Annotated in this window: 19 protein-coding genes, 1 other RNA gene and 5 pseudogenes; 16 read left to right on the forward strand and 9 right to left on the reverse strand. The window is 72.5% G+C overall.

Translation table 11 applies throughout. The annotated features are described in order from the left end of the window. Positions 1 to 232: 232 nt before the first annotated feature. The 4 genes and pseudogenes from JN350_RS11595 to JN350_RS11610 form a co-directional block, all read right to left on the reverse strand. Positions 233 to 1,252 carry a transporter substrate-binding domain-containing protein gene (locus JN350_RS11595; protein ID WP_205462306.1) on the reverse strand — a complete coding sequence of 340 codons (1,020 nt, stop codon included), beginning with the start codon at positions 1,250 to 1,252 and terminating at the stop codon, positions 233 to 235. Positions 1,253 to 1,305: 53 nt separating this feature from the next. Then, positions 1,306 to 2,076 (reverse strand): annotated as a pseudogene (locus tag JN350_RS11600) (amino acid ABC transporter ATP-binding protein). Further along, the gene (locus JN350_RS11605) at positions 2,076 to 2,498 is read right to left on the reverse strand and encodes an amino acid ABC transporter (protein WP_205462307.1); all 423 of its coding nucleotides are present in this window, start codon (positions 2,496 to 2,498) and stop codon (positions 2,076 to 2,078) included. The pseudogene JN350_RS11600 and the gene JN350_RS11605 overlap by 1 nt, the downstream one beginning before the upstream one ends. Further along, positions 2,495 to 3,241 carry an ABC transporter permease subunit gene (locus JN350_RS11610; RefSeq protein WP_205462308.1) on the reverse strand — a complete coding sequence of 249 codons (747 nt, stop codon included), beginning with the start codon at positions 3,239 to 3,241 and terminating at the stop codon, positions 2,495 to 2,497. The genes JN350_RS11605 and JN350_RS11610 overlap by 4 nt, the downstream gene beginning before the upstream one ends. 131 nt (positions 3,242 to 3,372) lie before the next feature. Here JN350_RS11610 and JN350_RS11615 point away from each other — a divergent pair, with 131 nt between their 5' ends. The 4 genes from JN350_RS11615 (at position 3,373) to JN350_RS11630 (ending at position 7,708) form a co-directional block, all read left to right on the forward strand. Then, positions 3,373 to 3,624: a DUF4287 domain-containing protein gene (locus JN350_RS11615; RefSeq protein ID WP_205462309.1), complete on the forward strand. Its 252-nt coding sequence runs from the start codon at positions 3,373 to 3,375 to the stop codon at positions 3,622 to 3,624. Between the two features lie 49 nt (positions 3,625 to 3,673). Then, a complete protein-coding gene (locus JN350_RS11620; protein ID WP_205462310.1) occupies positions 3,674 to 4,642 on the forward strand; it encodes a hypothetical protein in 969 nt (322 codons plus the stop codon). Between the two features lie 76 nt (positions 4,643 to 4,718). Beyond that, positions 4,719 to 6,161: an alpha/beta fold hydrolase gene (locus tag JN350_RS11625; protein WP_205462311.1), complete on the forward strand. Its 1,443-nt coding sequence runs from the start codon at positions 4,719 to 4,721 to the stop codon at positions 6,159 to 6,161. Next, on the forward strand, positions 6,158 to 7,708 hold the full coding sequence (locus tag JN350_RS11630) for a GMC family oxidoreductase (RefSeq protein ID WP_205462312.1): 1,551 nt from the start codon (positions 6,158 to 6,160) through the stop codon (positions 7,706 to 7,708). The genes JN350_RS11625 and JN350_RS11630 overlap by 4 nt, the downstream gene beginning before the upstream one ends. Positions 7,709 to 7,755: 47 nt before the next feature. Here JN350_RS11630 and JN350_RS11635 read toward each other — a convergent pair whose 3' ends face one another. Both JN350_RS11635 and JN350_RS11640 read right to left on the reverse strand, forming a co-directional pair. After that, a complete protein-coding gene (locus JN350_RS11635) occupies positions 7,756 to 8,322 on the reverse strand; it encodes a GIY-YIG nuclease family protein (RefSeq protein WP_205462313.1) in 567 nt (188 codons plus the stop codon). Positions 8,323 to 8,504: 182 nt separating this feature from the next. Then, positions 8,505 to 9,349 (reverse strand): annotated as a pseudogene (locus tag JN350_RS11640) (siderophore-interacting protein). Between the two features lie 58 nt (positions 9,350 to 9,407). On the opposite strand from JN350_RS11640, the gene JN350_RS11645 reads away from it, so the two are divergent. From JN350_RS11645 to JN350_RS11695, 12 genes and pseudogenes are all read left to right on the forward strand, one after another. Next, the gene (locus JN350_RS11645; protein WP_205462314.1) at positions 9,408 to 10,091 is read left to right on the forward strand and encodes a biliverdin-producing heme oxygenase; all 684 of its coding nucleotides are present in this window, start codon (positions 9,408 to 9,410) and stop codon (positions 10,089 to 10,091) included. Further along, positions 10,088 to 10,381: a DUF2470 domain-containing protein gene (locus JN350_RS11650; protein WP_240347285.1), complete on the forward strand. Its 294-nt coding sequence runs from the start codon at positions 10,088 to 10,090 to the stop codon at positions 10,379 to 10,381. The genes JN350_RS11645 and JN350_RS11650 overlap by 4 nt, the downstream gene beginning before the upstream one ends. A gap of 235 nt (positions 10,382 to 10,616) precedes the next feature. Continuing rightward, complete coding sequence (locus JN350_RS11655; protein WP_205462315.1) at positions 10,617 to 13,274, forward strand: phosphoenolpyruvate carboxylase; 2,658 nt, start codon at positions 10,617 to 10,619, stop codon at positions 13,272 to 13,274. A gap of 430 nt (positions 13,275 to 13,704) precedes the next feature. Then, positions 13,705 to 14,259: pseudogene (locus JN350_RS20910) on the forward strand (MFS transporter); the annotation flags it as partial. A 79-nt stretch (positions 14,260 to 14,338) separates the two neighbouring features. Continuing rightward, positions 14,339 to 14,818, forward strand: a complete 480-nt coding sequence (locus JN350_RS19480) for an MFS transporter (protein ID WP_240347286.1) — start codon at positions 14,339 to 14,341, stop codon at positions 14,816 to 14,818. A gap of 60 nt (positions 14,819 to 14,878) precedes the next feature. Continuing rightward, complete coding sequence (locus JN350_RS11665) at positions 14,879 to 15,214, forward strand: STAS domain-containing protein (RefSeq protein ID WP_111085615.1); 336 nt, start codon at positions 14,879 to 14,881, stop codon at positions 15,212 to 15,214. After that, positions 15,214 to 15,627: an ATP-binding protein gene (locus tag JN350_RS11670; protein ID WP_205462317.1), complete on the forward strand. Its 414-nt coding sequence runs from the start codon at positions 15,214 to 15,216 to the stop codon at positions 15,625 to 15,627. Before JN350_RS11665 ends, JN350_RS11670 begins: the two co-directional genes overlap by 1 nt. Positions 15,628 to 15,743: 116 nt before the next feature. Continuing rightward, positions 15,744 to 16,703: an AraC family transcriptional regulator gene (locus JN350_RS11675; protein ID WP_205462318.1), complete on the forward strand. Its 960-nt coding sequence runs from the start codon at positions 15,744 to 15,746 to the stop codon at positions 16,701 to 16,703. 29 nt (positions 16,704 to 16,732) lie between these two features. Beyond that, a complete protein-coding gene (locus JN350_RS11680) occupies positions 16,733 to 17,347 on the forward strand; it encodes an RBBP9/YdeN family alpha/beta hydrolase (RefSeq protein ID WP_205462319.1) in 615 nt (204 codons plus the stop codon). Positions 17,348 to 17,563: 216 nt separating this feature from the next. Then, the gene (locus JN350_RS11685; protein WP_205462320.1) at positions 17,564 to 18,505 is read left to right on the forward strand and encodes a hypothetical protein; all 942 of its coding nucleotides are present in this window, start codon (positions 17,564 to 17,566) and stop codon (positions 18,503 to 18,505) included. 71 nt (positions 18,506 to 18,576) lie between these two features. Continuing rightward, positions 18,577 to 19,422 (forward strand): Nif3-like dinuclear metal center hexameric protein, encoded by an 846-nt coding sequence (locus JN350_RS11690; protein WP_205462321.1) that lies wholly within the window; start codon positions 18,577 to 18,579, stop codon positions 19,420 to 19,422. Between the two features lie 2 nt (positions 19,423 to 19,424). Then, positions 19,425 to 20,159: a zinc ribbon domain-containing protein gene (locus JN350_RS11695; RefSeq protein ID WP_205462322.1), complete on the forward strand. Its 735-nt coding sequence runs from the start codon at positions 19,425 to 19,427 to the stop codon at positions 20,157 to 20,159. 213 nt (positions 20,160 to 20,372) lie between these two features. Here JN350_RS11695 and rnpB read toward each other — a convergent pair. The 3 genes and pseudogenes from rnpB to map form a co-directional block, all read right to left on the reverse strand. After that, positions 20,373 to 20,732, reverse strand: an RNA gene (gene rnpB, locus JN350_RS11700) — RNase P RNA component class A. A gap of 253 nt (positions 20,733 to 20,985) precedes the next feature. Continuing rightward, positions 20,986 to 21,734 (reverse strand): annotated as a pseudogene (gene ppgK, locus JN350_RS11705) (polyphosphate--glucose phosphotransferase). Between the two features lie 58 nt (positions 21,735 to 21,792). After that, a pseudogene (gene map / locus JN350_RS11710) lies at positions 21,793 to 22,655 on the reverse strand (type I methionyl aminopeptidase). Positions 22,656 to 22,666: the final 11 nt, after the last annotated feature.

A 22,666-nucleotide genomic window follows, 5' to 3' on the forward strand; every position in this document is an offset into this window, starting at 1 on the left:
CGTCGGTGCGCCTGCGGCCGGTGCGCGTGCATGTTCCGACGATGCACGCGTTGATCGTCAGGTGGATCGTCGTCCTTTGCACATGCATCGAGTGCGCGTGCATGTTCCGACGATGCACGCGTTGATCACCTCGTGGAATGTCGGACGGTGCACGCGCACAGAACGACTCCCTCGACGTCGTGCGACATCGAGGGAGTCGTTCCGAGCCAAGCCCGCCCCGGACGAGCCCGGCTCAGCTCGCGTCGAGCGGCAGCCCCTCGGGGTTGACCTCGGAGTGCTGCACGGCCTCGTTCGACAGGTTGTAGGCCTTCAGCCACTTCGCGTAGGTGCCGTCGTCGATCAGCTCGTCGATGGCGTCCGCGATGGGTTCAGCGAGCCCGCTGTCCTTCTTCGTCGTCGCCGCGATGAGCCCCTGCAGGTCCCCGCCCGCGCCGGAGAACGTGCCCGCGGTCTTCGTCGGGTTCGCGCCGTCCGCGCTCAACGTGTTCTGGTACGCGACCGTCGGGTTCGGCCCGAAGTAGGCGTCGATCTTGCCGGAGTCGAGCGCCAGCTCCACGGCGTTGCCGTCCGGGTAGTACTTGATCGTGATCGTCTTGCCCTGCTTGGCGAGGTCGGCCTTCCAACCGAGCAGGATGAGCTCCTGGTTGGTACCGGAGCTCACCGCGACGGTCTTGCCGGCGAGCACGGACGGGTCGCCGTCGAACGTCAACGAGGAGTCCTCCGGCACCTGCAGCGCGAGGTTGTCCTGGCGGTACGAGGCGAAGTCGTACTTCTCCTTCCGCTGCTCGGTCACCGTGATGTTCGAGAACCCGGCGTCGTACTTGCCGCCGTCGATCCCGACGAACAGGTTGTCCCACGTGGTGTTCTGCACCTGGGCCTCGAGGCCGAGCTTCGCGGCGACGAGCCTGCCGAGGTCGGGCTCGGAGCCGGTCAGCGTCTTCTGGTCGTCGCCGGTGAACGCGAGCGGCGGGAACCCTGCCGGCAGCGCACCGATGCCGACGACGAGCTTGCCGGACTTCTTGACGGAGGCGGGGAGTTCGTCGTGCAGCTTCTCGTCCGCGTCGACCGTGACCTTCGTCTCGGTGGCGGCACCGTTCGACGCGGCGCCGATCGTGACCGTGCCGTCTGACGCGCCGGAGCCGGAGCCGGCGGACGCCGACGTGGCGCACCCGGCGAGGGCGACGACGACTCCGGTGGCGAGGACGAGGGCGCCGGCGCGGTTCCGCCAGCGTGCGGGGGTGGTGGGGGACATGGTTCTCCTGGGATCGGGTGGAAGGGGAAGAAGGAAGGTCGAAGGGACGGCGTCTAGCGGACGCGGGACAGGAAGTCCCGCGTGCGAGCGTGCTGCGGATCGTCGAGCACCTGGGCGGGGAGCCCTGCTCGACGACGCGGCCGTGGTCGAGGAACACGACGTGGTCGGCGACCTCGCGGGCGAAGGCGATCTCGTGGGTGACGATGACGAGCGTGGTGCCCGTGTCCGCCAACCCCGGATGACGCCGAGCACCTCGCCGACGAGCTCCGGGTCGAGCGCCGAGGTCGGTTCGTCGAGCAGGACGACCGACGGCTCGAGCGCCAGTGCCCGCGCGATGGCCACGCGCTGCTGCTGCCCGCCGGAGAGCTGCCGCGGCCGGGTGTCGGCGCGGTCGCCGAGCCCGACGCGCTCGAGCAGGGCCGCCGCACGGGAATGCGCCGCCGCACGAGGGACCCCGGCGGCGATCGGTCCCTCGGCCACGTTCTCGAGCGCGGTCAGGTGCGGGAACAGGTTGAAGTGCTGGAACACGAAGCCGATCCGCGACCGCTGCCGCAGGATCAGGCGTTCGGGCAGTTCCTTGTAGCGGGGACCCCGTCGCGCCCGGTCCGGAGCCGGACGCCGATCGTCTCGCCACCGACCGTGACCACGCCGCGGTCGAGCGGTTCGAGGTGGTTGATCGCGCGCAGCAGCGTGGACTTGCCGGACCCGGAGGGGCCGAGCACCACGGTGACGCTCCCGGACGGCAACGACAGGTCGACGCCGTCGACGACGACCGTGTCGCCGAACGCCTTGACGGCTCCCTGGATGCTGATCGCTGCGCTCATCAGATGGTCCTGTCGTCGATGGTGGAACCGGGGCCGGATGCGACCCCGCGCGCGGCGGAGGCGGCCTGCCGGGCGTGATCCGGGCCTCCAGGTCGTCCCGACCCACGTCCGGAACCGCGACGCACGGCGGCCCGCACCCGCTGGAACGGCGTGGGCGGCAACGCCCGGACCGAGCCGCGGGCGGTCCACCGCTCGACGTAGTACTGCACGACCGAGACCGCGCTGGTGAGCGCGAGGTACCAGAGCGTGGCGACGACGAGCAGCGGGATGATGTCGGTCGGGTAGGTGCTGGACAGGTTCTGCACCACGCCGAACAGGTCGAGCAGCGACACGTAGAACAGCAGCGACGACGCCTTGAGCAGCCCGACGACCTGGTTCACGAACGCCGGCACGATCGACCGCAGTGCCTGCGGCAGGATCACCCGCACGAACTGGCGACGCCGGGGAGGCCGAGGGCCTGCGCGGCCTCGTGCTGGCCGTGGTCGACGGCGAGCACGCCGGCGCGGACGATCTCGGACGCGTAGGCGATCTCGCTCAGGCTCAGGCCGATCACACCGATGGCCAGGTCGCCGAGGACGTTGGCCGTGGTGACCTCGACCTGCGGCCCGAACGGGATCCCGATGCCGATCGTCGGGTACAGCGACCCGAGGTTGTACAGGAAGACGAGCACGAGGATGAGCGGCACGGAGCGGAACAGCCAGACGTACCCCCACGCCAGCCCGGACAGCACCGGGTTGCGCGAGAGCCGGGCGATCGCGACGACGATGCCGCCGGTGAAGCTGATGACCGCGCTGAGCGCCGTCGCGACGAGTGTGAGCTGCAGGCCGGTCAGGATCGCCGGGCTGAACAGCCACTTCCCGACGGCCGGCCAGCCCCACGACTCGTTCGTGAACAGCGTCTCGACGAAGTTCAGGAGCACCACCAGTACGACGGCCGCGGCGATCCAGCGCAGCGGGTGCCGCAGCGGGAGGACGGGTCGGTCGAGTGCGGCGCGTCCGGCGGCGTCGACGGACGTGTCGGTCGCGTCGGTCGCGACGGTCGGCCGGGAGGCCCGTGGTGCGCCCGGCGTTCCGGCCGCGTGGTCGACGCCGGTCGCGTCGACCCCGTCGGTGCCGGCGACGGCACTGGTCGCGTCGCGGGGCAGTCCCGTTCTGGTGTCGGTCATGTCGCGACCGTAGAAGGGTCGCGGTCCCTGGACAACGCACCGTGCAACACATCGCTACGGGGCGGAACGCGGAGTCACAGTCGCCGCGCGCATGACGTTCCGTGACGCCGGCTGCGCAGTACTGTTCTGCCATGACAGCGCACCGCGTGACCGCTCCGGCGTCCCCGGCGGACGGCAGCAAGCCGAAGGGGCCGGCGTCGTACTTCCCGAGCATCGAGAAGACCTCCGGCCGCCCGGTCCAGGAGTGGCTCGACCTGGTCGCCGAGCGGCTCGACGACCACCCGCACATGCAGGTGGTGGCCTGGTTGAAGACCGAGCACGGGCTCGGCCACGGCCATGCGAACGCGCTCGTCGCCTACGCGAAGCAGGCCCTGGCAGGTTGAGCGCACCCCGGGTTCCCGCAGTGTCGGTGGCGGTGCCTAGCGTGTGGACGTGGCCGAACCCGTCGACGCGTGGTGGCGCCGCCGACAGTGGTCGCGCGGCGAGTCCGTCCCGTACGCCGTCGGACAGTTCCGCGCCGACTGGGCGCCGTACCCGGTGCTCATCCGGCAGTACCACCCGGACTGGAACCACGGCGTCGTCCTGACCCAGGTCCCGCCGGCGGCCGAGGTGCTGCTGACGTGGGAGTGCGACGTCGGCCACGTCTTCGTCGCCACGCCGGCCGAACAGCGCTCCCGGCCGGGTCGTGAACGCCGGCGCTCGGTGTGGTGCCCGGAGTGCGCGGTGCAGGCGCAGCCCCAGCGCTGGCCGGTCCTGCCGTCCGACTGGCCGTCGCAGGTACCGGTCCCGCAGCGGGTCGTCCGGGCCACCGGTCGCCAGACCCTGCCGGCAGCGCCCTCCCGCGGGACCCCGGCGGGTGCCGTCGCCTCGAGCCGCACCCGCGCACGTCGACCGGTGGCGGGGACGCCGCGACGCCCGAGCCAGCCGGTGCCCCGCACGATCTGCCCGAAGACCCCGCGGCTGCCCTCGGGCGAGTCCTTCACGAGCGTCTGCGCCCCGGCGACGGCGTCCGCGGTCGAGGCCGAGCTGCGTGCGGCGCTGTCCGACCGGTTCGCGTTCACCTACGACCACTCCGCGATCCGCCTCGACCGGCCGTTCTTCGACCACGTCGAGGTCTGGCCGGACATCATCCTGCCCGAGCTGCGCGTCGCGATCGAGTACGACTCGACCGGCCGCCACGGCCTCGAGCACGTCGGCCCGCGGCAGGACACCGACCGCAGGAAGGACCGCGCCGTCCGCGCCGTCGGCTGGGAGGTCGTGCGCATCCGCACCGGACGCCTGCCGGCGCTGGGGCCGTACGACCTGCAGGTGTCCGGCATCTCCGGCCGCACGGTCGACCGGCTCGCTGACACCCTGCGGCAGATCCGTGGCGACCTCTTCGTGGACGCGTACGCACGGTGACCGATCGGGGGACAAGATCGACCGACGGGGTACACGCCGCCTGGGTCCGTCGCGGAGCGACCGGTAGGCAAGAGGAGTGACCCCTGCGTTCTGCCTCCACGCGCTGGGGGCGAGCTCCGAGGAGTTCGCCCTGCTCCGCCGCGCCCTGATCCGTGACGACCTCGAACTCATCGGCATCGACCTGCCCGGTTTCGGCCGCAGCCCGGCGTCGTCCGGCACCACCGTCGAGGAGATGGCCGTGCTCGTCGAGCGCGCGATCGGCGCGAGCGGCGCGAGCGAGTGGGTGCTGGTCGGTCACTCCATGGGCGGCAAGGTCGCCACGGTCGTCGCGGACCGCACGATGTCCGGCGCGAACGGCCTGTTCGGGTTGCGTGCCGTGGTACTGCTCGCAGCCTCGCCGCTGGCGCCCGAACCGATGGACGACGACCGCCGCGCCGCGATGCTGTCCTGGGCGGCGGACGGCCCGATCAGCGCGGCCCACGCCGCCGAGTTCGTCGACGCGAACACTGCGTCCACCCTGGCGCCCGAGCGGCACACGACTGCCGTGCAGGACGTCGAGCGCGCCGACCCCGGCGCGTGGACGGCGTGGCTCACGCGCGGCAGCCGCGAGGACTGGTCCGACGCAGCCCCGAACCCCGTGCCGGCGCTCGTGCTCGCCGGTGCCGAGGACGGCGACCTCGACGCCGAGGCGCAGCGTCGCCTGACGCTGCCGCACTGGCCCGACTCGGAGCTCCACGTCGTCGAGGGTGCCGCACACCTGCTGCCGTGGGAGCAGCCCGAGGCGGTGGCGGACCGCATCCGCGACTTCTGGACCCGCCGGTTCACCGGGGCTCCCGTGGTCCCGGTGGAGCTCGCGCGCGTGATCGCCTCGCCGCGGGTCAGCGCCCGCATGCGCTCGCTGTTGGCGGCCCGCTCGCTGCCCGACGACCCGACCGCCGAGCCGCGAGCGCTCACCGCCCGGCAACTGCAGACCCTCCGCGCGGTCGCTCGGATCGTCGTGCCGCAGCCGGGCGACCGTCAGGTCGACCTCGCGCTGCGCGTCGACGACCAGCTCGCCGCGGGGCTCGGTGACGGATGGCGCGTCGACGGCATGCCCACCGACCTCGAGGCGTACCGGGCAGCGCTCGACGTGCTGGCCGGCCCGGCACAGGACGGGGTGCTCGACAGCGCCCTGCAGGACGTGGCTGCCGGACGGTACCGCCCCGACGGTGTGCGGGGTGCCGGACACGACGACGTGATGGACGCCGTGATGGACGCCGAGCAGTTGCGCGCCTGGTACGAGGACGCCAGTGTCGACCTCGTGAAGCACTGGGTCGCGCACCCGGCGACGATGGCGGCGATCGACTTCGACGGCTTCGCGAACGGGGGCGACGGCGTCCGCAAGCAGGGCTTCCAGCTGCTCGCCGCCGACCAGCGCGAGGCCTGGGAACCAGCGGCACCCGACCGCCGCGAGCGCACCCGCGACGACACACACGACGACACCCACCACGGCACCACGACGACGGAAGCAGCACGATGAGACTCGACGGACAGCGCACCCACGGCAACGACGACGTCGTCGACGTGGTGGTCGTCGGCACCGGAGCCGGCGGAGCGCCCCTGCTGGCCTCCCTGGCCCGACGCGGCCTGCGGGTCGTCGCCCTCGAGGCCGGTCGCAACACCGAGCCGGGCGACCACGTGCCCGACGAGGTCGCCGCCCCGGGGGACATCAACTGGATGGACGAGCGGCTGAGCGGCGGCGGTGCCCCGACGGCGTTCGGCCCGAACAACAGCGGCACCGGGGTCGGTGGTTCGACGCTGCACTGGGGTGCGTTCACACCGCGCCCGAGCGAGCACGACCTGCGCCTGCGCTCCGAGAGCGGCCAGGGACAGGACTGGCCGATCAGCCACGCCGACCTCACCGGCTGGATCGAGCAGGTCGAGCACGACGTCGGGGTCGCCGGACCCGAGCACTACCCGTGGGACCCGTCGCGCCGTTACCGGATGCGTCCGCCGGCGCGCAACGCCTCCTCGGACATGATGATGCGCGGGGCCGCGGCCGCCGGCATCACCGCGACCGACGCCCCCGTCGGCCTGACCACCGAGGACCGCCACCAGGAGCACCACGGCCTCCGGCACGCCTGCGTCTCCTGCGGCTCGTGCCACCAGGGCTGCCGCAACGGCGCGAAGGTCTCGATGGACACCACCTACCTGCCTGCGGCGGTGGCGTTCGGCGCCGAGATCCGGCCGGACTCGTTCGTGCACGGCATCGAACTCGACGCCGCTGGCGAGGTCAACGCCGTGCTGTACACCCACGACGGCCGCGAGCACCGGCAGCGCTGCCGTGCCCTCGTGCTCGCCGCCGGCGGCATCGAGACCCCGCGCCTGCTGCTGCACACCGGGCTCGCGAACGGCAACGACCAGGTCGGCCGGAACTTCACCGCGCACGGCGCCACCCAGGTCTGGGCACGGTTCGACGAGTCGATGCGGTCCTACCGCGGCTACCCGTCATCGATCATCACCGAGGACTTCGTCCGCCCCGCCGACGCGGACTTCGCCGGCGGGTACCTGATCCAGAGCCTCGGCGTGCAGCCGCAGACCTTCGCCAACACGCTCGTCCGTGGTGGCGGCCTGCGCGGCGCCGAGCTCGTGCGGGCGCTCCAGGACTACCCGCACTCGGCGGGCGTCGGCATCAACGCCGAGTGCCTGCCCTACGACGACAACCGGCTGGTCCTCGCGGACGAGGTCGACGAGCACGGCGTGCCACGCGCCCGGGTCTCGTTCACCCCGGGCGCGAACGAGGACGCCATCCGCCGCCACGCGGTCCGCACGATGACGACCATCGTCGAGGCCGCCGGGGGCAAGGACATCCGGGTCCTCGAGCGCACCGCGCACACCATCGGCACGGCCCGCATGGGCGCGGACCGCGAGACCTCGGTCGTCGACCCCGACGGCCGCTCGTGGGACGTCCCGAACCTGTGGATCGCCGACAACTCGGTGTTCCCGAGCGCCGTCATCGCGAACCCCGCGCTGACGATCATGGCGCTGTCCCTGCGCACCGCCGACCGGATGCTCCGCGCGGCCTGACCGGCGTGGGCGGGCCGACGGCGCGGAGGCGCTCCGGCCCGCTCCGCTCAGCCGCGCAGGGCGAGCGCCTCGCTCGTCCACCGGGCATGCAGGTCCCACGGGTCGTCCACACCGGCGGCGACGGCATCGACGTGCGCGAGCAGCTCCGGCGTCGCCCGGAACCACTCGGTGCCCGGGTACCGGGTGGCCGCGAACTGCGCGTGCCGCCGACGTTCGAGCGACCGGTCGCCCCGCTCGAACGCCAGGAGGTCCTGGTGCGGGATCGCTGCCAGCCGCTGCCTCGGGTTCATCGTCGTGCCGATCTTCACCCGGTCGCCGAAGTCGTCGCGCATCCGCAGGTAGTACACGACGTCGACCCGCGGGGGAGCGAGGTCACCGTCGGGCACGTCGCCCCACCGCCACTCGCACCGTGCGCAGACGAACGCCGTCGGGAACCGCACCCCGACGCGGGATCCGCACACCGGGCACGGTCCCGACAGGGCGTCCTCGACACCGACGCGCTCAGCCGCGAACTCGGTCACCAGCGTGACGTGCGTCGCACACAGGGGCACGCCCGCGAGTGCGTCCGCAGCGGGGCGAGCGCAACCCGGCACGCAGCACGACGAGGTGACCATGTCCCGAACGCTAGCCGGACCCACCGACGTGCCCCGGGCCTCCCGTCCGCCCTGCGCACCCGCACCGGGCCTGTGCGTACCTGCCGGAAACGGGCGTACCTGGTCGGTTGGAACGACCAGGTACGCCCGTTTCCGCTTCCCATCGCAACCGCTCTGGGAAGAACCGTGCAGGCCGAGACCCGTCAGTCGGTGAAGATCACGCCGACCGGCTCCCGCTTCTCCTCCTGGAACTGGTCCTCACCGCGGCCGAGCGCCCAGTAGGCCGACAGTGACATCTCGCGCTTCTCGAGCCCCCAGTCGTCCTGCAGCAGCCGACGGATCGCCTTCATCGCGGTCCGCTCGCCGTGTGCGAACACCTGGACCGGCCGGGAGGCACGGGGCAGCGCCCGGGCCGCGTCCAGCAGGAGCGTGCCCGGCTGGGCGCCGGTGGCGTCGCGGTGCAGCCACCGCAGGTCGACCCCGCCGGGTGCGCGATCTCCTGCTCGTCGGCCGGCCCGGCGACCTCGACCAGGGCGACGCCCGTGGCGGTGTCGGACATGGACTCCAGCGCGGCACCGATGGCCGGCAGGGCGCTGTCGTCGCCGAGCAGGACGTGCGTGACGTCCGGGTCGTCGGCGGGCGCGTAACCACCGCCGGGACCGGACAGGGCGAGCTTGTCGCCGGGCTGCGCGGCTGCGGCCCAGGGCCCGGCGAGGCCGTCGTCGCCGTGCACGACGAAGTCGACGGCGATCGTCTTCGCGGTGTGGTCGACGGCCCGCACCGTGTACGTGCGGCGGGCCGGCCGGTCCTGCTTCGGCAGCGTCTCGCGCAGTTCCTCGAGGTCGTACGGGGGTTCGAGGCCGAGCGACGGCTTGGCGAGCAGGAGCTTGACGTACTTGTCGGTGGCGGCCAGCTTGTCCGGGTCGGCGGTGCCCACGAAGTCGTCGAAGGCCGGTCCGCCGAGGTGGACGCGCACCATGTGGGGCGACAGTCGCTCGGTGCGGTCGACGACGAAGACGTGCTGGGGGCGTCTGGGCTTGGAGCTCATCGGTACGAGCGTCCTCTCTCCTGCTTGACGTTTGTCGAACTAAGGTTAGCCTTACCTCATGGACACGACCGTCATCCCGTTCTCCGAGCTGCTGCGCAAGCGCACGCGTCGCTCGCACGGTTCCTCGGCCGGGAACGGCTTCATGCACGACCTGCTCGGCGGGAGGTGCGACGTCGCCGACTACGCGGCGTTGCTCGGACAGTACTCGTTCGTCTACGACGCCCTCGAACGTGCGGCCGAACGGATGGCGGACCACCCGGTGGCGGCGCCGTTCGTCACCTCGCAGCTCACCCGGATGCCGGCGATCCGTGCCGACCTCGAGTACCTGATCGGCCCGGACTGGTCCGAGCTGGTCTGCCCGCTCCCCGCCACGACGGCGTACGTGCGACGGCTCAACGAGGTCGCGGCCGAGTGGCCGGGCGGCTTCGTCGCGCACCACTACACGCGCTACCTCGGCGACCTGTCCGGCGGGCAGATGATCGGTCGGATGCTCTCCGACCAGTTCGGCTTCGACACGAACGGCGTCCTGTTCTACATCTTCGACCAGGTCGCGGACCCGAGTGCCTTCAAGGACACCTACCGCGCGCAGCTCGACGCGGCGCCGTGGACGGCCGAGGAGCAGGAGCGGGTCATCGCCGAGGTCGAACTGGCGTACTCGCTCAACAACGGCCTGCTCGAGGGGCTCGATGCCCGGCGTCGTCCGGTCACCGACGGGGTCGGCGACGTGGCGGTGACCGCGTGACCGAGCCGTTCGACGACGAGGCGCGCCGCGCGGTCCTCCGGCACATGAACGCCGACCACACGGCCGACAACCTGACGATCGTCCGCGCGAACGGGGCCGCGACCGCCGTGGCCGCGACGATGACCGAGATCGACGCGATCGCCGGCGTCTGGCTCGCCCGGCTCGACGACGGCGACGAGGAACAGGTCATCGTGCCCTGGACGTCGCCGCTGACCGACCGCCGTTCGGCGCGGGTGCAGATCGTCGAGGTCCACTCCGCCGCGCAGGCCCAGCTCGCCGAACCGAGCTGAACCGAGCTGAACCGAGCCGATCCGCGCCGACCACAGACCCGCCGGGATCGCGGACCGCGTCGCAACTGCAGGGGTGCTCCCGCCACGCGTCGCGATCCCGGCGTCCTCCGTGCGCGCTCGCGCCCCGCGCGCCCTGCCCGCTGATCCGTCCGGACGGTCGACGTCACGGGTGGCCGCGGGCCGATACGCTGCTCGGAGCCGGGACGGTGTTCCCGGACGACCCCGAAAGGACCCCATGACGGCGATCGACGGATCGGCGCGCCATGAGCGCGCTCGGGACGACGTCAGCGGCGCGGTCGACAGTGACCTGCGCGCCGACGTGCGCTACCTCGGCAACCTGCTCGGCCGGGTGCTGCGCGAGAACGGTGGCGACGAGCTGCTGCGTGACGTGGAGTCGCTGCGTGCGGCCGTGATCGACGCCTACGAGGGCGACCACGCCGAGGGTGCTGCCCGCGCGCAGACCCTCGTGTCCGCGATGTCGGCCGAGCGCGCCGAAGCGGTGGCGCAGGCCTTCACGACGTACTTCCACCTCACGAACCTGGCCGAGGAGCACCACCGCGTGCGGGTGCTCCGGCAGCGCGGCGACGACGGCGGCCTGGCCGGCGACTCGTTCCCGGCGACCTACGCAGAACTCGTGGCCGAGGTCGGCGAGGCCGAGGCGGCCGAGCGACTCCGGACGCTGCGGTTCCACCCGGTGCTGACCGCACACCCGACCGAGGCCCGCCGTCGTGCCGTGACCACGGGCGTGCGGCGCATCACGGACCTCATCGACGAGCGCGACCGCTCGAAGAACGCCACGGCGCGTGCCGAGAACGAGCGACGGCTGCTCGAGGAGATCACGACGCTCCTGCGCACCTCGCCGCTCCGCACGACCCGCCCGACCCCGCTCGACGAGGTCCGCACCGCCATGAGCGTCTTCGACCAGACGCTGTTCGAGATCGTCCCGCAGGTCTACCACCTGCTCGACGACCGGCTGCAGGGCGACGACGCCGGACGTGCACCGGTGACGGCGCCCGCGTTCGTGCGGTTCGGCACCTGGATCGGTGGTGACCGCGACGGCAACCCGCACGTGACCGCCGACATCACGCGTCAGGCTGCGGAGATCGCCGCCGAGCACATCCTGATCGGGCTCACCCGTGCCACCACCCGCATCGGCAGCGCCCTGACCCTCGACGCGAGCGACACCCCGGCCGACGCCGGACTCACCGCGCTCGTGGCCGCGCAGGAGTCGCTCGACCCGGGCATCGCCGAGCGCATCGGCGTCCGCGCCCCGAACGAGACCCACCGCCGTGCGCTCCTCTTCACCGCCGCGCGCATCGACGCCACCCGCCAGGGCACGACGCCGCTCGCGTACGACGGCCCGGACGCCCTGCTCGCCGACCTCCGGACGATCCAGGCGTCGCTCGTCGCCGCCGGCGCGATCCGTCCGGCGAACGGCGAGCTGCAGAACCTCATCTGGCAGGTCGAGACCTTCGGGTTCCACCTGGCCGAGCTCGAGGTCCGGCAGCACTCGCAGGTGCACCGCACGGCCCTGGCGGAGATCCGGGCCGGTGGCGCGCTCAGCGAGACCACCGAAGAGGTCCTGGCGGTCTTCCGGACCATCGCCGAACTGCAGGACCGTTACGGGGTCCGTGCCGCCAGCCGGTACATCGTGTCCTTCACGCAGTCGGCGGCGGACCTGGCGAACGTGCACGAGCTCGCCGTCGCAGCACTCGGCTCGCCCGAGGCCGCGCCGGTGCTCGACGTCATCCCGCTGTTCGAGACCTTCGCCGACCTGCACGCCAGCGTCGACATCCTCGACGAGGCCGTCCGCACCGAGACGTTCCAGCGTCGACTGGCCGCGACCGGCCGTCGGCTCGAGGTCATGCTCGGCTACTCGGACTCGTCGAAGGACGTCGGTCCGGTCTCCGCGAACCTGGCGCTCTACGACGCCCAGGCCCGCATCGCCGACTGGGCGCGGGACAACGAGGTCGAGCTCACCCTGTTCCACGGCCGCGGTGGTTCGCTCGGCCGCGGCGGCGGCCCGGCCAACGAGGCCGTCCTCGCGCAGCCGCCGGGATCGATCGACGGTCGCCTGAAGCTCACCGAGCAGGGCGAGGTCATCTTCGCGCAGTACGGCGACCAGGACATCGCGGCCCGTCACCTCGAGCAGATGGCCTCGGCCACCCTGTTCGCGTCGTCGCCGTCGAACGAGGCGCGCACGGCCGCTGCGGCCACCCGGTTCGCCGACCTCGCGCAGCAGCTGGACGACGTCTCGCGCGTCGCGTTCTACGAGCTGGTCAAGGCGGACGGGTTCGCTCCGTGGTTCGCACGGGTCACCCCGATGGAGGAGATCGGGCTGCTCCCGCTCGGCTCCCGCCCGGCCCGCCGCGGGCTGTCGGTCGAGTCGCTCGAGGACCTCCGGGCGATCCCGTGGGTGTTCTCGTGGACCCAGGCGCGGATCAACCTGGCCGGCTGGTACGGGCTCGGCTCCGCCCTCGAGGCCGTCGGTGACGTCGACGTCCTGCGTGCCGCGTTCGCCGAGTGGCCGTTGTTCGGCGCGATGATCAAGAACGTCGAGATGTCGCTCGCGAAGACCGACGAGCACATCGCCCGCCGGTACCTCGAGCTCGCCGACCGCGACGACCTCGCCGCCAAGGTGCTCGACGAGATGACGCGGACCCGTGACTGGGTGCTGCGGATCTCGGGTGGCAGCGACGTGCTCGAGGACCGTCCGGTCCTGGCCCGGGCCGTGCGCCTGCGCAGCCCCTACGTCGACGCCCTGTCGCACCTGCAGCTCCGCGCGCTCCGGTCCATCCGGACGACGGGCAGCACCGACCCGACCGACGCCGACCACCGGCTGCTCCTGCTCACCGTGAACGGGATCGCCGCCGGCCTGCAGAACACCGGCTGACGCTGGCCCCGCCCGGCCCGGCCCGGCCCCGCCCGCCGAGTGGTCACGAACGGTCGGCTCCGTCGTCGTCGCGTGACCGGTCGCGACCACTCGACGGACGTGAGCGGCGTGCCGTGACCGCTCGCCGTGGGGGACGGGAGGCCCGGTGCCAGCTGGCACCGGGCCTCCCGTCCGTCTCCGCGCACGTCCCGAGCCGCGCCCCCGACAGGTCACGAAGTGTCGGCCGCGCGGTCGCCGCGCGACAGTTCCCGACCATCTGGCGGACGTGAGCGGGGTGTGAGGACCGCCTCGGTTCCCCCGTCGAATCGATTCGGGTGCGCGTAGCGTGTCGGTCGTGACGACGGAGCGCACCCGGAAGCCGACCACGACCACCCTGCCGCCGATCGTGCCGCTGGCCCTCATCGTCGGGGTGTCGCCGTTCGCGACGGACATGTACATCCCGGCGCTGCCGCAGATCGCCCACGACCTCGGCACGACCCCCGGTGCCGTGCAGCTGTCGCTCACGGCGTTCCTCGTCGCCTTCGCGGTCGGGCAGTTGCTCGTCGGACCCGTCAGCGACGGGGTCGGTCGGCGACCGATGCTCGTCGTCGGAACCGCGGTCTTCGCGCTCGCCTCGGTCGGGTGCGCCCTCGCGCCGGACGTCGTCACGCTCGTCCTCGCCCGCATCGCCCAGGGACTCGGCGGAGCGGCCGGAGCGGTCGCCGGCCGGGCGATGGTGTCGGACGTGGCGAGCGGGACCCGGATGGCGAAGGTCTTCGGCACGCTCGCCGCGATCAACGCGATCGGCCCCGTCGTGGCACCGCTGGCCGGAGGCGCCGTGCTGGCGTTCGGCACGTGGCGGATCATGTTCGTCGTGCTCGCGGTACTCGGCGCGCTGTTCTTCGCGATGGTGGTGCTGCGGTTCCGCGAGACCCTGCCGCAGGAGCGACGCGGGGGCGTGGGCTTCGCCGCGAACGGTCGACGCATCCGCGAACTGCTGGCGATCCCGCGGTTCCGTGCCTACGTCCTGAGCGGGGTGCTCTCCACCGTCGGGTTCTTCGCGTACATCGCGACGAGGCTCGTTCGTGTTCCAGACCCAGTTCGGCTTCTCCGAGGGCATGTACACACTGGTCTTCGCCACGAACGCCTCGATGATGATCGTCACCACGCTGGTGTTCGGCCGGGTCGTCGGACGGTTCTCCGAGGACTCCCTGCTCACCGTCGGACTGCTCGTCGGCACCGCGGGCGCGGCGGCGGTCCTCGTCTCGGCGCTGCTCGGCCTCGGTCCGGTGCCGGTCTGGTGCGCGCTCGCGGTCGTCACGGGCGCGTGGGGCTTCGTCCTGCCCGCGGCGATGACCCGGACGCAGCACGTCGGGGCGGCGCACCCGGGGACGGCGGCGGCCCTGCAGGGCGGCCTGACGTTCGGCATCGGCGGCCTCGGGACACCGCTCGCCGGCGCGCTCGGCGGGACCGCACTGGCGATGGGCGGGGTCATGGCGGCACTCATGGCTGCAGCCGTCGTGGTGCAGGTCACCGCGACGCGTCGGGACCGCAGCGGGACCTGACGCGGCGGAGCCGGTAGGTTGCTGGTTGCAAGGCGCACCGATCAGAGGAGACCACCCGGCATGGACATCGTCGTACACGAAGCGCAGCCCGACACCGCGGTACTCGAGTGCAGCGGGCGCCTCAACATGGTGTCCGCCCCGGCGTTCCGCGAGGCGGTCGCGCAGGTCGTCGACAACGGACGTGCCCGCGTCGTGGTCGAGCTCTCCGGCGTCGAGTTCATGGACTCGTCCGGGCTCGGCGCGCTGGTCGGCAGCCTGAAGACCGCGCGGCAGGCGGGCGGCGACCTCCGCATCGCAGCGCCGTCCGAGCAGGTGCAGATGGTCCTGCAGCTCTCCAACATCGACAAGATCCTCCGCACGTACCCCGACGGGGACGCTGCGGTCACCGACTGGTGATGACCGCCTCGGCCGCAGAGCACACGCTCGCGCTGTCCTGCCCGCCGGACGACGTGTCCGCCGTGCACGAGTTCCTCGCGGGGGTCTGGCAGCACGAACCCTCGGTCTCCGTCGAGGACCGGATGGCCCTCGAACTCGCGATCGTGGAGCTGACCTCGAACGTGATCGAGCACGGGACACGCCCGGAGGGCGTCTCCTGCCGCCTGCGCCTCGAGATCGGCGCTGACCGGTTCTCCGCGCTGCTCTCCGACGACGGTGTCGCCGCCACCGTGGACACCGAGTCGGCCGAGTTGCCCGATGACCTCGCCGAGAGCGGTCGCGGACTCGCTCTCGTCCGGATGGTCGTGGACGACCTGCGGTACGAGCGGATCGCCGACGAGAACCGGTGGACGGTGCAGCGCACCCGACACTGATCGTCACGGCCTCGCGGACGGTCGGTTCGTCCGTCTCGCGCACTCCGCGGGCCACAAACCGCAAGGTGCCGCTGGGGATTCCCGGGCTTCCTGGCCGCCGTGCGACTATTCGCGCGATGACAGCCGAACCGGATCCCAGGATCAGCTTCGAGACGTCGGGGGCCGATCTCGACGCTGCCGTGCACATGTACGAGGACGCCTACGCCAGTGTGGGCTTCACCGCGACCCGCACGGAGCGACCGTTCGCGTACCGATTCCGCGTCGTCGGTGACGACGTGATGTCGTTCCGGTCGACCCGGTTCGACGCGCGGATGCAGGGTGAGCTGGACGTCCGCGACGAGTACGTCGTCATGTGGACCACGGACGGCGGCGGGCGCGTCGACATCGGACGGCAAGAGGTCGCGTTCTCGCCCGCCGCCCCGATGATGTTCCCGACCGGCCGACCCTTCGCCTTCGACCTGCAGGACGTCCGACAGAGCCTGGTGCAGTTCGACCGGACCGCCCTGGAGCGCGTCGCGGCCGAGGTCCACGGTGCGCAGCCGGGGCCGCTCGTGTTCGACCACACGGCGACGCCACGCACGGCCGAGCTGCGGGGCTGGAACGCGCAGGTCCAGCGTGCCGCGGCGATCGTGCTCGGTCGGGCGTCGGTCAGTTCGCTCGCCCTGGCCGAGGTCGCCCGGGACACCGCCCAGTCCTTGCTCCGCACGTTCCCGCACAAGCTGCTGGCCCCGGACGTCCCCCTGCCGCAGGGCGCCACCGGCCGCGTCCGCGAGGCCGTCGAGTACATGCACGCCTTCGCGCACACGCCGATCTCGACCACCGACGTCGCCGAGCACGTCGGGTTGAGCGTCCGCGGCCTGCAGCAGGCGTTCCAGCGGCAGGTCGGCACCGCCCCGAACGCGATGCTCCGCGGGATCCGTCTCGACCGGGTGCGCGAGGAGCTCCGCCGTGCGTCGGCGGTCGACCTGACCGTGGCGAGCGTGGCGATGCGGTGGGGCTTCGCACACCTCGGCCGCTTCTCGGCGGCGTACGCGGCGCGCTTCTCCGAGTACCCGCGCGACACCCTGCAGCGCTAGGTCCGTCCGGAGTTCGCTACGCTGCCCGGGTGAGCAGACCTCGACCGTGGGTGATCGTGCCCGGGATCTGGAACTCCGACGCGGAGCACTGGCAGTCCGTCTGGCAGCGCGATCGCGGCGATGACGCCGTCCGCATCGCACCGGCGTCCTGGGGCGAGCCGGAACCGGGGGACTGGCGAGACGCCATCTCCCGCGCGGTCGCGTCGTGCGCCGAGCCGCCGGTGCTCGTGGCGCACAGCCTGGGCGTGCTCGCCGTCGCCGATTGGCTCGCCGCAGCCGCAGCCGCAGCCGCAGCCGCAGCCGCTTCCGCCGGAGGCACCGTGGGCGCCCAGAGCCCCATCGTCGCCGGCGCCTTCCTCGTCGCGCCGCCGGACCCCGCGGCACCGGGTTTCCCCGCCGCCGCCTCCGGGTTCGGCGCGCCCCGTACGATCCCGGCCGGCACCGCTGCGGCCCGGGTTCCGACCCGCCTGGTGGTGAGCGACGACGACCCGTACTGCACCGCCGACCGTGCCCTGGCGTTCGCGGAGACGATGGGTGCCGCGGTGCTGCGGGTCGGCCCGCTCGGCCACGTCAACGTCGCCAGCGGCGTCGGTGCATGGCCCGCCGGTCGGGAGCTCCTGGACGCGTTCGAGCAGAGGCTCTGACCCGCGCCCCGGAGCGGCGGGCGACACGCCGTTCACGTTCGGGGCGATATGGCAGGGATTGCTGCGACACACCGCGGATGTCCCGACTTCCGGTGCGCGCGATATTTATCCTTCGGGCATGGAGACCCAGTCCGGTGCACGTACCCCCTCGTCGACCCGTTCGGTCGCGAGGTCGAGGAGTGGCTCCGCGACGCCCCGGCGACGCGCACGCCGTACGTGGCAGACCTCGTGGTCCCGCCCGTCACCGGCCCGGTGCAGCGCCCCGGCGCCGCGATCGACGCCACCGCCGTCCAGAAGCCGGACGTCAGCACCGAGACGCCCGCAGCCAGCGAGACGCCCGCAACCAGCACCGAGACGCCCGCAGCACCCGCGTTCCGCCGCGACCGCGCCCGGCACGCCGCCGTCTGCGCCCCCTCGTTCCCCGAACCGCCGGAGCGCCTCGCCCTGCGCATCGAGGACCTCGCGATCGAGGTCTCGTCGTCCACCGGTCGCAGCACCATCGAGCGGATCGTCCTGCTCGAGGACGAGGTCCGTCGCCGCGACGAGGACCTCGCCCGCCTCGCCGCCTGGGAGGCAACCGTCGACGGCGCGGACGACCCCGAGGTCACCGCGGCCCGCGCCTTCGCCCAGACCGTCTTCGCGGACCTGCTCGAGGACGCCGCCGCCGAGTCCGACCGACGCGACCGCGCAGCCGCCCGCCGTGCCGCGACCGCCCCGGTCGCCGTCGTGACCGGCGTCGCCCCCGCTCCCGCGGTGGCCGTGGTCCGCCCGGCACCGGCGGCAGCCGCCGCACCTGGGGCCGACGTCGTCACGGCGACCCCGGCCGTGGCGCTGGTCGCCCCGGAACGCGACGAGCCCGTGCGACCGGTGCTGGGCCTCCCGGCCGTGTCGCCGGTGTCCGCGAACACGCGACCCACCCCGCTCGTCCAGCCCGCCACCGGGCCGACGGTCATCGACCGTGCCGCGTTCGCGGCCGCCCTCACCGCCCACCAGGGCACGACCGCGAGCACGCCTGTCGTGCTGCCGGACGCGATCGCCGTGCCCGTCGGCGAGACGGCCGCACCGGCGAGCGTCGACACCGACACCGACGAGCCGGCGCGGCCCGGCTGGTGGTCGCGACTCGTCGCCGGCCTGCTCCGTGCGCTCGGTCGCCGCTGACCGGGAGGCCCGGATCACCCCGCGCGGACCGGCTGCCGGTGCCGACGCGGTCGCCTCGGTAGACTGACGGGATGCCGACGCTCCGCGAACTCCAGGCCGTGATCGAAGACCTGTGGCCCGCCGCAGGAGCCGAGTCGTGGGACGCCGTCGGACTGGTCGCCGGGGACCCGGACGCCACCGTCGAGCACGTCCACCTGGCCGTCGACGCCGTCCCCGCGACCGCGCGTGAAGCGGTCGAGCTCGGTGCCGGGCTCCTCCTCACGCACCACCCGCTGTTGCTGCGCGGCGTCACGACGATCGCCGAGTCGACCTACAAGGGCAGCGTCCTCGCGACCCTCGTGCGCGGTGGCAGCGCCCTGATCGCGGCCCACACCAACGCCGACGTCGTCACCACCGGCACCTCGGCCGTGCTCGCCGACCGGATCGGACTGACCGACCAGCGACCGCTCGACGCCGGCACCGACCCCGCGACGGGCATCGGCCGCGTCGGCGTCCTCGCCGAGGGCACGACCCTCGGCGCCCTGGCACGGAAGCTCGTCGACCTGCTGCCGCCCACCGCGACCGGGGTCCGGGTGTCCGGCGACTTCGACCAGCCCGTCCGCACCGTGGCGCTGTGCGCCGGCGCGGGGGACTCCCTGCTCGGCCACCCCGCCGTCGTCGCTGCCGACGTGTACATCACGAGCGACCTCCGCCACCACCCGGCGTCCGAGTTCCGCGAGCAGGCACTGCTCGGCGGCGGTCCCGCCCTCATCGACACCTCACACTGGGCCACCGAGTGGCTCTGGCTCGACGTCGCGGCCGCGCAACTGCGCCAGGCCGCGGGCGTCCAGGTCACTGTGAGCGACCTCCGCACCGACCCGTGGGACTTCGCGGTCCTGCCGGCGGCCGAACCCACCACCCCCACTGAAGGAGTCTGACCATGAAGGCAGCACCCGAGGACCAGGTCATCCTCCTCGACGTCCAACGACTCGACAACGACGTCACCCGCATCGCGCACCGCATCACGTCGCTGCAGAAGGGCGACCAGCTCACCGGACTCGGCACCAAGGCCGCCGGGCTGCGCAGCGAACTCGTCACCGCCACCGGCCTGGTCGAGGACGCCGAACGCGAACTCGCCCGCCTCGAGTCCGACACCGCCACGGCGCAGGCCCGGGTCGAGCGCGACACCACGATGCTGCAGAACGTGTCGAACTCGAAGGACGCGACCGGGCTGCAGAACGAGCTCGAGTCGCTGCAGCGCCGCATCGGTGGCCTCGAGACCGCCGAGCTCGAGGTCATGGAGAACCTCGACGGCCTCCGCGCCCGGGTCGGCGACATCGAGGCCCAGCTCGCCGACGTCGAAGCCGCCCGCTCCAGCCTGGTCGCCGAGCGTGACGCCGAGATCGCGCGGTTGTCGTCCGACCGCTCCTCTGCCGAGCAGGCCCGGGCCGACGTCGCCGCGAAGGTGCCGGCCGAGCTGCTCGCGCTCTACGACCGGCAGCGTGCCCGCTACGGCTTCGGTGCGTCGCTGCTGCAGGGCGGGGTGTCGATGGCGTCGGGCGTGGCGCTGAACAACTCGGACCTGCAGGACATCCGCCGGGCCGCGCCGGACGACGTCGTGCTGTGCCCGGACAGCGACGCGATCCTGGTGCGGACGGCCGAGTCGGGGCTGTAGGCGATCGCACGCTGCCGACGGCAGGCGCGGAGCCAGCTGGCACCGCGCCTCCCGTCTGTGGTGCACGGTGCGGGGGCGCACGGTGCGGGGTCCGTCGCCTGGTGCGAGCTTGCACGCTCGGTGCGGCGTTGTGGCGCTGCACCGAGCGTGCAACCTCGCACGGGATCGCGAGCGCCGCACCGTGCGTCGAGCACGGGTCTCGTGGAAGTGGGGCGAATGGGCCGGCCGTACGCCGGGTTCTGTCCCGCCGCTTGCACGGCGGTGACGGCCATCTCTCTCGGACCGACGTTGCCGTCGGCCTCCAGCGGTCTACCCGAGGACTCGGCGAGCAGCCTCAGCGTCCTCTGTCTGACCTTGCTCCGGGCGAGGTTTACCGAGCGGATCCGGTCACCCGGACCCCTGGTGGTCTCTTACACCACCGTTTCACCCTTACCGACGTTGCCGCCGGCGGTCTGCTTTCTGTGGCACTGTCTCGCGGATTGCTCCGGGTGGGTGTTACCCACCGCCCTGCTCTGTGGAGCCCGGACGTTCCTCGGCACTCCCGGGGAGTGACGCGACCGTCTCACCGACCCATTCGCAGGTCCGAGTCTACCGGCCCCACGCCCGTGCCCGTGCCCGGCCCTCGGCCCTCGGTCCCCGGCCCTCGGTCCCCGGTCCCCGGTCCCGAGGTTCCGGGATCTCGGCATGTCGGCGCGCACGAGGGGTCTCCGTGGAACCTCGGCGCACCGCAGTCGGCGAGTCGTGGAACCTCGGTGCCAGCGGCCGGGCGCGTCGAACCACGCTCACACCGCACGGTGCGGGCCCGACGATCCGACCGGCCGCCCGGTCAGGCGCTGCGGGCAGCCAGGGTCGCGGCGCCGATGATGCCGGCGTTGTTGCGCAGCGTCGCAGGGATGATCTCCGCCTGCAGGTCGAGCAGCGGCAGGAACTCCTCGTACTGCTTCGACACGCCGCCGCCGACGACGAAGAGCTCGGGGGAGAGCAGGGCCTCGAGCGTCGAGTAGTAGGTCTGCAGGCGCTTCGCCCAGTGCTTCCACGACAGGTCGTCGCGCTCCTTGGCCGCGAAGGACGCGCGCGACTCGGCGTCGTGCCCGTCGATCTCCAGGTGCCCGAGCTCCGAGTTCACGATGAGCACACCGTCGTTGATGAGCGCGCTGCCGATCCCGGTGCCGAGCGTCGTGACGATCACCAGGCCGTCCTTGCCTTTCGCGGCGCCGAACTGCTGCTCGGCGAACCCGGCGGCGTCGGCGTCGTTGACGAAGTGGATGGCGCGGCCGAGCTCCTTCTCGAACAGCGCCTCGGCCTCGAAGCCGATCCACTTCTTCGAGACGTTCGCAGCCGACATGGTCTTGCCGTCCCGCACGATCGCGGGGAAGCACACGCCGACGGGGACGTCGGCCGCGGGGCGAGCTCCTCGAGGATCGACGCGACGACGGCGGTGATGTCGTGGGGCTTCCCGCCCTCCGGGGTGGCCTTCTTGATGCGGTCCGTGGTCAGTTCACCGGACGCGACGTCGACGATCGCGCCCTTGATGCCCGTACCACCGATGTCGACGCCGACTGCGAGGGAGGTCATGAGGTTGTCGTGCCTTTCGGTTGCCTGCCGGAGTGCCCGGTCAGGAAGGGGTGTCCGGTCAGGAGACGGTGAGGAGCTCCGCGCCGCGTTCGGTGACGACGAGGGTGTGCTCGAACTGGGCGGTCCACGACTTGTCGCGCGTCGAGACCGTCCAGTCGTCGGACCAGATGTCGGCCTCGATCCCGCCGAGGGTCAGCATGGGCTCGATGGTGAACACCATGCCCTGCTCGATGACGTCGTCGTACTGCGGCGCGTCGTAGTGCGGGATGATCAGGCCGGAGTGGAAGGCACGACCCACGCCGTGGCCGGTGTAGTCGCGGACCACGCCGTAGCCGAAGCGCTTCGCGTACGCCTCGATGGCGCGGCCGATGACGTTCACCTGCCGGCCCGGTGCGACGGCCTTGATGCCGCGCTCGAGGGCGAGTCGCGTGCGGGTCACGAGGTCCTCGACCTCCTGCGACGCCTGCCCGACGATGAAGGTGCGGTTCGTGTCGCCGTGCATCCCGTCCTTGTAGGCGGTGATGTCGATGTTGACGAGGTCGCCCTCCTGCAGGACGGTGTCGTCGGGGATGCCGTGGCAGATGACCTCGTTGAGGCTCGAGCACAGGGACTTCGGGTAGCCGCGGTACCCGAGCGTCGACGGGTAGGCGCCGTGTGCGACGACGAAGTCGTGGCCGATGCGGTCGAGTTCGTCGGTGGTCACGCCGGGACGGATCGCCGCGCCGACGGCGTCGATGGCCTGGGACGCGATGCGGCCGGCGGTGCGGATGCGCTCGACCTCGTCGGGGAGTACGTGTCACCGAGGCCGTGCTCGTGCGGTTCGACCTTGCCGACGTACTCCGGGCGCTCGATGTCCTTCGGGACGGGCCGGAGCGGGGAGATGCGGCCGGCGGTCAGGTGTCCGTGTTCGTCCCGGGGCATGCCGACCACTC

This window comes from Curtobacterium sp. 24E2 (genome assembly GCF_016925595.1).
GTDB lineage: Bacteria > Actinomycetota > Actinomycetes > Actinomycetales > Microbacteriaceae > Curtobacterium.